This is a genomic window from Gordonia aichiensis, from assembly GCF_039946255.1.
In the GTDB taxonomy this organism is placed as follows: domain Bacteria; phylum Actinomycetota; class Actinomycetes; order Mycobacteriales; family Mycobacteriaceae; genus Gordonia; species Gordonia aichiensis_A.
Genome location: NZ_JBCDWL010000001.1, coordinates 473,709 through 487,006, shown reverse-complemented (window position 1 = coordinate 487,006; position 13,298 = coordinate 473,709). Strand labels below are relative to the sequence as shown.

Sequence of the window (13,298 nt, the reverse complement as noted above, 5' to 3'; positions counted from 1 at the left end):
CGAGATGCGAGTGATCGTCGTCGGAGCCGGCATCGGGGGACTGGCCGCGGCCGCCGCCCTGGTGCGCGACGGCCACCAGGTCCTCGTCCTGGAACGACGACTCGACCCCGCATCGGGTGCGGGCATCAGCCTGTGGCCCAATGGGCTCGCCGCGCTCGACGCGATCGGCCTCGGTGACCGCGTGCGCGGTGCCTCCGCGCCGGTCGGCGCCGCCACGCTGCGTTGGTGCGACGGCGCGCTGCTGAGGAAGCTGCCGGCGCAGACGTTGTCCGAGGCGTTGGGGGAGTCGCCGGTGGTGATTCGGCGCGGCGTCCTGCACGCGATTCTCATCGGTGCCCTGCCGTCGGACACCGTGCGGTACGGGGCGGCGGCGATAGGGAGCCGGATGCGCGGTGACGGCTCGATGACCGTCACCGACTCGTCAGGCGACAGACTGCAGGCCGACCTCGTCGTCGCCGCAGACGGCACGCGATCCCGATTGGCGCGCACCTTCAACGCGGGCCTCGACCACCGGTACGCGGGGTACACGGCATGGCGCGGCATCGCAGAGCGTCCGCTGGATCCGGTGTGGGCCGGGGAGGTGTTCGGGCGGCGCACCCAGTTCGGGTTGGCGCCGCTGCCCGACGGTCGTACCTACTGGTTCGCGACCGAACGGGTCGCTGAGGGCACCACTCATCCAGACAAGCTCGCACGGGTCCGACTCCTGGCGGACGGGTGGCCGGAGCCGATCGGGGCGGTCCTCGCCGCGACTGATCCGGACTCGGTGATGCGCACCGATCTGTTCGACCGCCGCATGGCCCGACGCTGGTACGACACGCGGACCGTGCTGATCGGTGACGCCGCACACCCGATGCGACCCCACCTGGGGCAGGGCGGCTGTCAGGCGTTGGAGGACGCGGCGACGTTGGCAGCGGCGCTGCGGGCGACAGACGGTGTCGATGAGGCGTTGGCGAGATATCAGCGGGTGCGCCGACGTCGCGTCCGCGGGGTGGTCGGGCGGTCGCGCCTCATCGGGCAGGCGATCAATTCGATTGCTCCGGCGGTGTCCGAGCGTCTCATTCGGGCGAGTCGGCTGATTCCGGATCAGGTCGTGATGACGCATCTGACCCATATCGCCGGCCGGGACGCCGGCCGACTGCAATTGAATCAACCGTGAATTCTAAAGAGAGATCAAATTCGGCAGGACATTGTCTGCGGATGCCGATCGGCGACCGGCACCCGCAGACTCGTCGATTCGAATGCGCTGAGCCTTCGAATACGCAGGGCCTTCGAATGCACTGAGCCTTCGAATGCGCAGGGTCTTCGAATGCGGTGTGTCTCAGCGAATGGTGATCTTGCCGGTGAAGGTGTTCGGGGTCGCGCCCGGCAGGCAGCCGTGGAAGTCGTTCGTCGGCATCGGCCCCTGCACTCCGACGTGATCGACCTTGCCCTTGCGCACGCTGATCTTGACCGCGAGCTTGCCGCGCGCGGACGGCGGCACCAGCTCGGGGGTGGTGCCGGTGATCGGGTAGACGAGAGCGGCGGTGTCGCCGTGAGTGTAGATGCAGGTCACCGGACCCTTCACCTGGTACGGGGTCTTGTGCTTGCCGTCCATGACGGTCGCCACGTACGAGCCGTGCGTCTTGCCGTGCTTGTCCTTGTGACCGTGCGCCGAGATGTTCAGGACGTGGACGCCGGGAGCGAGGGTGAGGTCGCCGTCGATCATCAGCATGGAATCGGCGTGCTTGTGGCCCTTGTGATGGTGGGCGCCGTGCTGGTGGGTGGGCTGCTGCTGGGTGGGTGCGGCGGCAGCGATACCCGGCACGGCCAGGGCGCCGATTACCGAGAGCGCACCGATGCCGGTGATCGCGGTTCGAGTGATTCGAGCATTCATTTCACAACTCCTCAGGATTCGGTGCTCCGACCGCGTTGACGGTACGCGCCGGTATCAATGATGAAAACCGCGCCGACAACGGTATTCGGTGAGGATTATCAATCGATTACTCAAATGATCCTCTAATAATGCCTGGTCGAGGAGTCTGCGCGCCTGCGATTTTGCGCGCATTGGTTGATTCGCGAGCCCTTTGGGAAACCTGAGGGGAGCCCGCGGCGGCAACGGATGAGGAGGCCCGTCTGTCTTGTCGACGGAGGATCTTCGTGGCGGTCGGCCTCCCGGAACGGACGGGCGGCGAGCCACACAAAGGAGCTGATCGGTGACCAGCCGACCGGCGTCGGACTGTGCAGCGTCATCGGCGAAGAGGGCGATCGGCGTGTCTGGTGCGGTCGCCCCGGGCGTAGCGGATGGCCGGTGTCAGGCGGTACGGAGTGCGTAACGCAGGTGCGCGCCGGTGGAGACCACGGCGATGATCGCCCACAGGGTCCAGATGTACCACGGTGCGGCGAGTACGACGAAGATGACGGCGGCGCCGGCCAGCGCGACCGCTGTGCGCATTGCTGCGGGACTCATCGTGATGCTTCCTCCCTCCTGATCGTATTATCCATTGTGCCGCATCTGTCCACGTCGAGGGGCTTCGGCTGCCGTTCGCCTCGCTCTCGGTGCCGCGAACGCCCCGAATTCCCCGGTGCCGACTGTTATGTCGGCAACAGTGCGCGGAATCGCACACGCAGGGCACGACCAGAGGCGAAACGTCTCTGACCTGTGCAAACTGTGCGCCCCCGGCAGGACTCGAACCTGCGACCTCGGGATTAGAAGGCCCTTGCTCTATCCATCTGAGCTACGGAGGCATGCCGCACCCACAGGTGACGGCGAAGGACTACTATATCGCGTCCTACAGTGGAGGTCATGACAGCGACGTCCGTCGGAACGGCGGAGGAACCAGTGCGTGACCGACTGACGGATCCCTCCGGGGTCCGTGCGGTACTGATCTCTCTGTTGGCGGTCCTGGGCGGGATCGCCGCGGTCCTGGTCACCGCGGCGTCTGCGGCCACCGCCCTGACTCTGGCCGGCGTGCCCGACCCCGGCTGGGTCACCACATACGGGCTCCCGGTGGTCACCGTCGTCGGCCAGCTCAGTGCGGCGATCGGGTTCGGTTGCATCGTCTTCGCGGCGTTCTTCGTGCCGCCGCAACCCGATGATTCGCTCGACGCCGGCGGCTATCGCGCGATGCGCTGGGCGGCGACGTCGATGTTCGTCTGGGCGGTGTGTGCGCTCGCCCTTATCCCGCTGTCGATCTCGAACGTCAGCGGCACCCCGCTGTCGCAGTCGCTGGTGCCGCGCAACCTGTTCACCGCCTACAGCTCGGTCATCGAGGCGCGGTACTGGTTGTGGACGGCGATCTTCGCGATCGCGGCGGCGGCGGTCGCGCGGGCCGCACTCCGATGGGGTTGGACGTTCCTGGGGCTGCTGCTGGCCTTCCTGTCGCTGATGCCGTCGGCGCTCGCCGGCCACTCGTCGTCGGGCGGGGCCCACGACGTCGCCACCAACAGCCTGATCCTGCACATCGTGGCCGCCGCGCTGTGGATGGGCGGCCTGCTCGCCGTGCTGGCGTACGCCTTCGGCAACGGCCGGTGGCGGACGCTCGCGATCTCGCGGTACTCGCGGGTGGCGTTCTGGTGCCTGTTCGTCGTCGGGATCAGCGGCGTCATCAACGCCCTGGTGCGCATGTCGATCGACGACCTCTTCACCACCACCTACGGCCTCGTCGCCGTCGGCAAGGTGTTCACGCTGGTCATCGCCGGGATCATCGGCGGCCTCCACCGGCGATTCACGATTCGTGAGCTGACCGAGACGCAGGAGCCGCGGCGGTCGCTGTTCGTCCGGTTCGCCGCCGTCGAGCTGATGGTGTTCGCCGTCGCCTTCGGCTTCGGCGCGGGCCTGGCGCGGACCCCGCCACCGGTTCTCGGCACCGCCAACGTGTCTCCGATGGAACTGAAGATCGGCTACGACCTGGCCGGTCCGCCGACCTTCGCGCGCCTGTTCCTCGACTGGCGGTTCGATCTGATCTTCGGCACGGCCGCCATCATCGCGGCGATCGTCTACCTGCGCGGGGTCGTTCGACTGCATCGGCGCGGTGACAGCTGGCCCGTCGGCCGCACCGTCGCGTGGCTGCTGGGCTGCGCCACCCTGCTGCTGGCGACGTCGTCGGGCTTCGGCCGGTACTCGCCGGCGATGTTCAGCACGCATATGATGAGCCACATGATGCTCTCGATGCTGGTACCGGTGCTGCTGGTCCTGGGCGGACCGGTGACGCTCGCGCTGCGGGCGCTGCCGCCGGCCGGCCGCGGCAATCCGCCCGGGCCGCGCGAATGGATCCTCACCGCGATCCACAGTCCGTACTCGCGATTCATCACCAACCCGTTCATCGTGGTGACCTTGTTCGTCGGCAGCTTCTACGTGCTGTACCTGGGCGGGCTGTTCGACGCGGTGGTCGCCAACCATTCCGCGCACCTGGTGATGAACCTGCACTTCCTGGTGAGCGGCTACCTGTTCTACTGGCTGGTGATCGGCATCGATCCGGCGCCCCGACAGATCAGTCCGGTCGCCAAACTGGGCGTCGTCTGGGGCTCGCTGCCCTTCCACGCCTTCTTCGGCGTGGCGCTGATGATGACCGGGTCGATCATCGCCGAGTCGTACTACAAGTCGCTGCAGCATCCGTGGGCGTTCGACCTGGCCGCCGACCAACGCGTCGGCGGCGGCATCGCGTGGGCGACCGGCGAGTTCCCCCTCGTCGTGGTGATGCTGGCGCTGCTCATCCAATGGCATCGGCAGGACGACCGGGCCGCCCGACGGTTCGACCGGAGCGAAGAGCGCGATCACGACGCCGAGTTGGAGAGCTACAACGCCATGCTCCGCAAGATGAACGCACCCGCACCTGCGCACGACGAGAGCGGTGACAACGAGTCGGTGAGGATGGCCGACGAGGCCGTCGAACCGGCCCCGTCGGGAGGTATGACCTCGTCGGAAGGCATGTCATCGTCGGCGGGTGCGGCCTCCGACGAGAAGTCCGAGCGCTGAGGGCTGCGGCGGCTCAGGCGGCGACGAGCTGAAGCTGGGCCGGCTGGAACCGGCGCTGGTGCTCCATCCAGCTGCGGACGTACAGGACGCCGGACTGGTAGTCGAGGTGACGGGCCGCCCACCCGCGCGCAGTGGCGGCGGCGTGTCCGGTCACCTCGCCGACGCGATGCAGGAGCCCGCGCATGAAGGCGATCACCCGGTGGGCCCATTCGAACTCGGTCGACAGCACGCCGAGACCGAGAAAGAACGTCACCCAGCCCGGGCCGGGGATCGGCAGCGGGATCATCACCAACCCGGCCATCACCATCAGGGTTCCGACGACGCCGACGCCGAAGCGGTAGAAGCGGTTGAGTGCCGGACGTTGCCGGATGGCGTAGCGGTGTCGCCGGTGCCAGATCTTCAACCGCAGTCGCATCGTGAAACAGAACCTCTCGTCGTTGCGTCGTCTGTCATGCATGTCGGGCATGCAGGTGTCGGGCATGCGGTGCCGGGCGAGGTCACCGCGCTCGGCGACGACCAGCGTCAGGCACGCGCTCACACCCGGCGATCACCGGGGAACCGGTACGCACTGGAAACGAGCGGGCGCGCTCGACGGTTCCCAGTGTGACACACCGCACCGTGGTGAGGTAAGGGTCCCGGCGCCCTATTCGGCGCGCCAGACGGGCGCGCGCTTCTCGGCGAACGCCCGCGGCCCCTCCCGGGCGTCCCTGCTGGAGAACACCGCGGCGATCTCCCGGATGTTGGACTGCCAGTCGACGCTCTCGGCGGGCACCTCGCCGTCGATGATGCCGAGCGCCAGTCGCTTGGACGCCTGCACGGCCAGGGGTGCGTTGGCGGCGATCTGCTCGGCCAGCGCGAGCGCCGCCGCGACGACCTCGGCCTGTGGCACCACCTGGTTGACCAGTCCGAGGTCCTTCGCCTCGGCCGCGGAGATCGGGCGGCCGGTCAGCAGCAACTCCATGCCGATCTTCGGCGGCAGCGCGCGGACCAGGCGGAAGGCACCGCCGGCGGCCGCGATCAGCCCCCGCTTGACCTCGGGCAGACCGAAGCTCGCCGTGTCGGCGGCGACGGCGAGATCGCACGACAGCACGATCTCGGTGCCGCCGCCGAACGCGGTGCCGTTGACGGCGGCGATCAGCGGGGTGCTGATCATGTGCTGGGTGACACCGGCGAAACCCCACTTGGCATGGTCGGGATCGGTCGGCCCGAGGCCCGCCCCGCTGGCGATGGCCTTCAGATCGGCCCCGGCGCAGAAGGCCTTGTCCCCGGCGCCGGTCAAGACGATGGCCCGGACCTCGGGGTCGCGGTCGGCCTCGTCGAGGGCCAGGCCCAGGCCGTCGGTCACGGAGGCGTCGACGGCGTTGCGGGCGTCGGGTCGGTTGACCGTCACGAGGGCGACATTGCCGCGTCGTTCGACCAGAATCGCGGCGTCGGCGGCGGAATCGTTCTGAGATCCAGTCATTCTCGTAGCAGTATCACGGGGGCTGTTCGAAGCAGCAGCGTTCGGAACGAAACGGCACGGGGGTCGCGCTGACGGGCAGGCGCTGCCCGATGGGACCGTCGCCGGTCGAGAATGGCTAGGCTGGAGGCATGCAGACGGCCCGAGTCTGTGCCGTCGACGTCGGCGCGGACTCGGGCGCATCCATGTACTCGACTCGATTACCACGATGGCGCGGTGTGGTGCCGCAGCAAGGAGCGATGAGGCGATGGCAGAGTTCATCTACACCATGAAGAAGGTGCGCAAGGCGCACGGCGACAAAGTCATCCTCGACGATGTCACGATGGCGTTCTACCCGGGCGCCAAGATCGGTGTCGTCGGCCCCAACGGCGCCGGTAAGTCCTCGATCCTCAAGATCATGGCCGGACTCGACCAGCCGAGCAACGGCGAGGCCTTCCTCGATCCGAACGCGACCGTCGGCATCCTGATGCAGGAGCCCGACCTCAACGAAGAGAAGACGGTCAAGCAGAACGTCGAAGAGGGCATGGGCGAGATCAAGGTGAAGCTCGACCGCTTCAACGAGGTCGCCGAACTCATGGCCACCGACTACTCGGACGAGCTGATGGAGGAGATGGGCAAGCTCCAGGAAGACCTGGACAACGCCGACGCCTGGGACCTCGACTCGCAGCTCGAGCAGGCGATGGATGCGCTGCGCTGCCCGCCCGGCGACCTCCCGGTCACCAACCTGTCCGGCGGTGAGCGTCGTCGCGTGGCGCTGTGCAAGCTGCTGCTGAGCAAGCCCGACCTGCTGCTGCTCGATGAGCCGACCAACCACCTGGACGCCGAGAGCGTGCTGTGGCTGGAGCAGCACCTGGCGAACTACGCCGGCGCCGTCCTGGCCGTGACCCACGACCGGTACTTCCTCGATCACGTCGCCCAGTGGATCTGTGAGGTCGACCGCGGCAAGCTCCACCCGTACGAGGGCAACTACTCGACGTACCTGGAGAAGAAGGCCGAGCGCCTCGAGGTTCAGGGCAAGAAGGATCAGAAGCTGCAGAAGCGCCTCAAGGAGGAGCTCGCCTGGGTCCGGTCCGGCGCCAAGGCCCGCCAGACCAAGAACAAGGCGCGCCTGGCCCGCTACGACGAGATGGTGGCCGAAGCCGAGAAGCACCGCAAGCTCGACTTCGAGGAGATCCAGATCCCGACGCCGCCGCGACTGGGCAACGTGGTCGTCGAGGTCAACAACCTCGACAAGGGTTTCGACGGCCGGGTGCTGATCAAGGACCTGTCGTTCACCCTGCCGCGCAACGGCATCGTCGGCGTCATCGGTCCCAACGGTGTCGGCAAGACGACCCTGTTCAAGACCATCGTGGGGCTCGAGGAGCCGGACTCGGGGACGGTCAAGGTCGGCGAGACGGTCAAGCTGAGCTACGTGGACCAGAACCGCGCCAACATCGACCCCAAGAAGACGGTGTGGGAAGTGGTCTCCGACGGCCTCGACTACATCGAGGTGGGCCAGAACGAGATGCCCTCGCGCGCCTACGTGAGCGCGTTCGGCTTCAAGGGGCCCGATCAGCAGAAGCCGTCGGAGGTCCTCTCCGGCGGTGAGCGCAACCGGCTCAACCTGGCGCTGACCCTCAAGGAGGGCGGCAACCTGATTCTGCTCGATGAGCCGACCAACGACCTGGACGTCGAGACCCTGAGCTCGCTGGAGAACGCGCTGCAGCAGTTCCCCGGCTGCGCCGTGGTGATCTCGCACGACCGTTGGTTCCTCGACCGCACCTGTACCCACATCCTGGCGTGGGAGGGCAACGTCTCCGAGGGGCAGTGGTTCTGGTTCGAAGGCAACTTCGAGGCCTACGAGGAGAACAAGGTGGAGCGACTCGGACCCGATGCCGCGCGTCCGCACAGCGTCACCCACCGTCGCCTCACGCGCGACTGACCCCGTCGCGGCCGACCGCCGCGCCGCGCCCGCCTGCATCCGTTCCCGGTGCAGGCGGGCGTTCGTCGTCTCTGGGCGTTCGCAGTCGTGAGCTCTCTGCGGCCGGGCGCGGCGAGTGCCCGGTGCGGCGGCCTCGCGAGCGGTAACGTACGAGCCGTCAGACGAGAACGGTTCGACGCGAACGGTTCGACGAGCATGTGGCGGAGCGGACCGCCGGTCGGCTCCGGTCCTCTCCCCGGTTGACCTTGGGAGGCAGATTTCCATGAACGACTCGCCGGATCGGTCGACGGTGGCGCTCGCCGCAGAGTTCGCGGCCTACTACTTTCCCGAGTTCGGCGCCGCCGAACCGATGCCCGAGAGCGCGTGGGAGCGGTTGGACAGGCACCTGGACCTCGGGGAGTTCCGCGCGCCGGGGGAGGCGTCGGTGGCGACGACCGCGATGCCCGACGGGTCCGTCGAGATCCAGGTGGTCGCCGACGACATGCCGCTGCTGGTCGAGGCGGTGCTCGCAGTTCTCGACGTGCACGCCCTGGTGATCGAGACGACCGAGCACCCGGTGCTGGCGGTGCGCCGCGACGACGACGGCGCGTTGGTCTCGCTCGAGGACGCGGTGCCGGCCGACGGTTCCGAACCGGGTGCGGAGTCGTGGATCAGCATCACCACCGCACCCGCCTCGGCCGTCGACCTCGACGCCCTGCGCGGTGAGATCGGCGCCGCGCTGGTCCGGGCCCGCGCCGTGCACGCCGACACCGCCGAGATCCACCGCCGGCTCGCCGCCCTCGTCGAGTCGCTGAGCGGCGAGCCCGAGGACGCGGCGCTCGTCGAATGGTTCGCGGCGCGCGAGAACTTCCTGCCGGTCGGGTACCGGTCGGCCGACGCGGACACCGGGCTCGGCGTGTGGCGTGATGCGCGGACCGGGCGACCCGCCGTCGTGGCCGACACCGGCGGGACGAGGGTCGGCGTCGACCGCGCCTTCCTGCCGACCGGTCTGCTCCGCAGCCGCTTCCCGCTGATCGTGCGCATCCGCCAGGGCGGCCGCGAACACCAGATCGCAGGCATGATCACCTCGATCGGCAACTATCAGTCGGTGCGCTCGATACCCCGGGTGCGTCACAAGGTCGCCGAGGTGCTGCGCGGTCTCGGCTTCGCCGACGATTCGTACGGCGGCTTCGCCGCTCTCGACCTGCTCCAGACCTATCCGGTGGCCGAACTGCTGATCACCGACGCCGCAGCCCTGACCGTCCGCATCGGTGAACTCCTCGACGCGCAGACCGCACGCGATCCGCGGTTCTACGCGCGGCCGGGCGCGGGCGGCGGGTTCGTCAGCGTCCTGGTCTTCATGCCGCGCGAGCTGTACTCGACGGCGGTCCGAACCCGGATCGTCGACCTCCTCGAAACCCGACTCGACGGCGGCGACACCGAGTTCTTCACCCGGCTGTCGCTCTCGCCGCTGGCGCAACTGCACGTCCTCATGCGCACCGACGCCGACGTCGACGCGGTCGGCGACGACATCGTCGAGCAGCTGACCGACTCGGTGCGGACCTGGGCCGACCGGGTGCGCACGCTGAGCTCGGCGGACCCGGCGGCGGTCCGCCTGTCGGCGACCGTCAGCGACCGCTACCGGGACGAACGCGACCCCGAGGACGCGGCCGTCGACCTGCCGATCGCGGCCCGACTCGACTCCGGCGACCTGCACGTTCGCGTCGATCGGGCGGTGCCCGACGCCTGGCGGTTCGTCCTGTACCTGGCCGACCGTCCGGCCGCGCTGACCGAGCTGCTCCCGATGCTGCAGAGCCTGGGACTGACCGTCCTCGACGAGCACCCGCACGTGGTGGACCGGCCCGACGGGGTGCAGGTCGGCGTCTACGACTTCACCGTGCATCCGGCGCCCCACGTGCTCGTCGCAGACAGCGGGGACACAGGCGGCGGGGACACAGCGGGCGGGGACACAGAGGGCGGGGACACAGACGGCGGGGACGGGCTCGATCGCGTCGCCGAGCGGGTCGCGACCGCCTTCTGCGACATGTGGCGGGGAGTCACCGAAGTGGACGCCCTCAACGAACTGGTGCTGCGCGCGGGCCTGGCATCGTCGGCCGTCGCGATCATCCGCACCTACGCCCGATACCTGAACCAGTGCGGCGTCGGATTCACCATGTCGCACGTCGCCGCGGTCCTCGGCGGGCATCCGGAGGTGACGCGCGGCCTGGTCGAGGTGTTCGCCGCGACCTTCGACCCGGACGGTGCCGCACCGGAGCGCCGCGAGCGTGCCCTCGCCGACCTGCGCGGGCACATCGCGAAGATCCTCAGCCTGGACGCCGACCGCGTCGTCTCGGCGCTCGCATCGGCGGTCGAGGCGACCTTGCGGACGAACTTCTACCTGTCTCCAGCCGATGCGGGGCGCTTCGGCATCCGCCCGACGATCGCCGTCAAACTCGACACCGCCTCCATCGCGCAGGCCCCGCAGCCGCGACCCGAGTACGAGATCTACGTGTACTCGCCGCAGATCGAGGGCGTGCACCTGCGGTTCGGCGCCGTCGCCCGCGGCGGCCTCCGGTGGTCGGACCGCCGCGAGGACTTCCGCACCGAGATCCTCGGCCTGGTCAAAGCGCAGGCGGTCAAGAACGCGGTGATCGTGCCGGTGGGCGCCAAGGGCGGATTCGTGGTGCGCCGGCCCGCCGCGCCGACCGGCGACCCGACCGCCGATCAGCAGGCCGCCCGCGCCGAGGGCGTCGCCTGCTATCGCGCGTTCATCGCCGCGTTGCTGCAGGTCACCGACAATCTCGATCCGGCGACCGGGCAGGTGCGCCCGCCCGCCCGGGTGGTCCGGCGCGACGGGGACGACCCCTATCTGGTGGTGGCGGCCGACAAGGGCACCGCCGGCTTCTCCGACGTCGCCAACGCCGTCGCCGACCAGTACGGCTTCTGGCTCTCGGACGCCTTCGCCTCCGGCGGCTCGGTCGGCTACGACCACAAGGCGATGGGCATCACCGCCCGCGGCGCATGGGAGTCGGTGAAGCGGCACTTCTGGGAGATGGGCGTCGACACCCAGACCGAGGACTTCACCGCCGTCGGCATCGGCGACATGAGCGGCGACGTCTTCGGCAACGGCATGCTGCTCTCGCGGCACACCCGGCTGGTCGCCGCCTTCGACCACCGGCACATCTTCGTCGACCCCGACCCCGACGCGGCGTCGTCGTACGGCGAACGCGCCCGGCTGTTCGCGCTGCCGCGCTCCTCGTGGGACGACTATCGCCGTGAGCTCATCTCCGCAGGCGGCGGCGTGTGGTCGCGCGGGCTCAAGTCGATCGAGATCAGCCCGCAGATGCGGCTCGCGCTCGGTCTGGCGGCGGAGGTGACCGCGCTGTCGCCGCCGGAACTGATCCGCGCCGTGCTGTTGGCCCCGGTCGACCTGCTGTTCAACGGCGGCATCGGCACCTACATCAAGGCCTCGCACGAGCCCGACGCCGCCGTCGGAGACAAGGCCAACGACGCGATCCGCGTCGACGCCGAGCGGCTGCGGGTCAAGGTGGTGGGGGAGGGCGGCAACCTCGGCGTCACCGAGCACGGCCGGATCGAAGCGGACCTGTCCGGGATCCGGATCAACAGCGATGCGCTGGACAATTCGGCGGGCGTCGACTGCTCCGACCACGAGGTCAACATCAAGGTCCTGCTCGGCTCGCAGATCTCCGCCGGAACGCTCGCCGCCGACGACCGGGATGAGTTGATGCTGTCGATGACCGACGACGTCGCCGAACTGGTGCTGGCCGACAACGTCGACCAGAACGCCGAGCTGGGCCTGGCGCGCGACACCGCGGACGCCGACACCGATCTGCACGGCCGCCTGCTCGGCTACCTCGCGCACGCCGGCGTCGACCTGGAACTGGAGGCCCTGCCGACCCCGGACGGGCTGCGCCGACGCCGAGCCGGCGAGCTCGGCCGCGGACTGACCAGCCCTGAACTGGCGACCCTCATGGCGCACGTCAAACTCGACACCAAGGCCCGACTGCTGGCCTCGAACCTCCCCGACAACGAGATGTTCGACTCGCTGGCCGCGGCGTACTTCCCCGATCCGCTGCGGACCCGGTTCGACGCCGGCATCCGCGGCCATCGTCTGCGGCGCGAGATCGTGACCACGGTGCTGGTGAACCGGATCGTCGCCGACGGCGGCATGACGCACCTGTTCGCGCTCGCCGAGATGACCGGCACCGACGTCGCCGACGCGATGCGCGCCTCGGTCGTCGCCACCCGAGTCTTCGGTGTGGCCGCCCTGCTCGGCGAACTGCGGGAGGAACGACTGCCCGCCACGGTCCTCGACGACGCCACCCGCCGCGTCCGCAACCTGCTCGCGGCCGGCTCACGATGGTTCCTGGCGCATCGCCCGCAACCGCTGGCGATGGCCGCCGAGACGACCCGGTACGCGCAGGTCGCCGAACTCGGCGGTCGCCTCGACGAATGGCTGTCGGGCACCGCGGCCCGCGCGGTGCGCGAGCACCGGCAGCGGCTGATCGACACCGGGGTGCGGCCGGCGCTCGCCCAGGCGATCGCGATCAGCCCGTACCGACTGCAACTGCTCGACGTGCTCGATCTGGCCGAGATCTCCGACCGCTCGCCCGACGAGGTGGGGGAGCTGCTGTTCGCGGTCGTCGAACGGTTCGGGGTCGACGAACTGGTGACGCAGATCGTCGCGCTGGAGCACAACGACCGGTGGACGCTCCTGGCGCGCCTGTCGCTGCACGATGAGATCTACGCGGTCGTGCGCTCCCTCGTCCGATCGGTCCTCACTCTGTCGGAGCCGGAAGAGCCTGCGGTGCAGAAGATCTCCGACTGGGCGCAGGCGCGGTCGGCGATCATCGACCGCGTGGAGTCGACGCTGCACGAACTGTTCGCCGGCGGCCGGTGGGACCTCGCCACCCTCTCGGTGGCGGTCCGCTCGTTGCGTAGTGTGGTGGGGTAGCGGCAGGAGG

General features: G+C 69.1%; 8 protein-coding genes and 1 tRNA gene. 4 read left to right on the top strand and 5 right to left on the bottom strand.

The genetic code is table 11. The features are described from left to right. The first annotated feature begins 4 nt into the window (after window positions 1-4). The gene (locus AAFO60_RS02290) at window positions 5-1,156 is read left to right on the top strand and encodes an FAD-dependent oxidoreductase (protein ID WP_347954512.1); all 1,152 of its coding nucleotides are present in this window, start codon (window positions 5-7) and stop codon (window positions 1,154-1,156) included. 162 nt (window positions 1,157-1,318) lie between these two features. Here the strand turns inward: AAFO60_RS02290 and AAFO60_RS02285 are convergent, their stop codons facing one another. The 3 genes from AAFO60_RS02285 to AAFO60_RS02275 all read right to left on the bottom strand — a co-directional run bounded on the left by AAFO60_RS02285 (window position 1,319) and on the right by AAFO60_RS02275 (window position 2,724). Next, the gene (locus AAFO60_RS02285) at window positions 1,319-1,873 is read right to left on the bottom strand and encodes a hypothetical protein (RefSeq protein WP_347954511.1); all 555 of its coding nucleotides are present in this window, start codon (window positions 1,871-1,873) and stop codon (window positions 1,319-1,321) included. Between the two features lie 417 nt (window positions 1,874-2,290). Beyond that, the gene (locus AAFO60_RS02280; protein ID WP_347954510.1) at window positions 2,291-2,446 is read right to left on the bottom strand and encodes a hypothetical protein; all 156 of its coding nucleotides are present in this window, start codon (window positions 2,444-2,446) and stop codon (window positions 2,291-2,293) included. A 204-nt stretch (window positions 2,447-2,650) separates the two neighbouring features. Next, window positions 2,651-2,724 (bottom strand) — tRNA-Arg (locus AAFO60_RS02275). 58 nt (window positions 2,725-2,782) lie between these two features. Between AAFO60_RS02275 and AAFO60_RS02270 the strand changes: the two genes are divergently transcribed. Beyond that, window positions 2,783-4,954, top strand: a complete 2,172-nt coding sequence (locus tag AAFO60_RS02270) for a cytochrome c oxidase assembly protein (protein ID WP_347954509.1) — start codon at window positions 2,783-2,785, stop codon at window positions 4,952-4,954. 13 nt (window positions 4,955-4,967) lie between these two features. On the opposite strand, the gene AAFO60_RS02265 is transcribed toward AAFO60_RS02270, so the two are convergent. After that, complete coding sequence (locus AAFO60_RS02265; protein ID WP_347954508.1) at window positions 4,968-5,492, bottom strand: PGPGW domain-containing protein; 525 nt, start codon at window positions 5,490-5,492, stop codon at window positions 4,968-4,970. A gap of 105 nt (window positions 5,493-5,597) precedes the next feature. Continuing rightward, window positions 5,598-6,416, bottom strand: coding sequence for an enoyl-CoA hydratase-related protein (locus AAFO60_RS02260; RefSeq protein ID WP_347954507.1), 819 nt, complete (start codon window positions 6,414-6,416; stop codon window positions 5,598-5,600). A gap of 244 nt (window positions 6,417-6,660) precedes the next feature. Here AAFO60_RS02260 and ettA point away from each other — a divergent pair, with 244 nt between their 5' ends. Together ettA and AAFO60_RS02250 are read left to right on the top strand one after the other, a co-directional pair. After that, the gene (gene ettA / locus AAFO60_RS02255; protein WP_347954506.1) at window positions 6,661-8,334 is read left to right on the top strand and encodes an energy-dependent translational throttle protein EttA; all 1,674 of its coding nucleotides are present in this window, start codon (window positions 6,661-6,663) and stop codon (window positions 8,332-8,334) included. Between the two features lie 262 nt (window positions 8,335-8,596). Further along, entirely contained in the window at window positions 8,597-13,288 is a 4,692-nt protein-coding gene (locus AAFO60_RS02250) for an NAD-glutamate dehydrogenase (protein WP_347954505.1), read from the top strand. Window positions 13,289-13,298 lie beyond the last annotated feature (10 nt).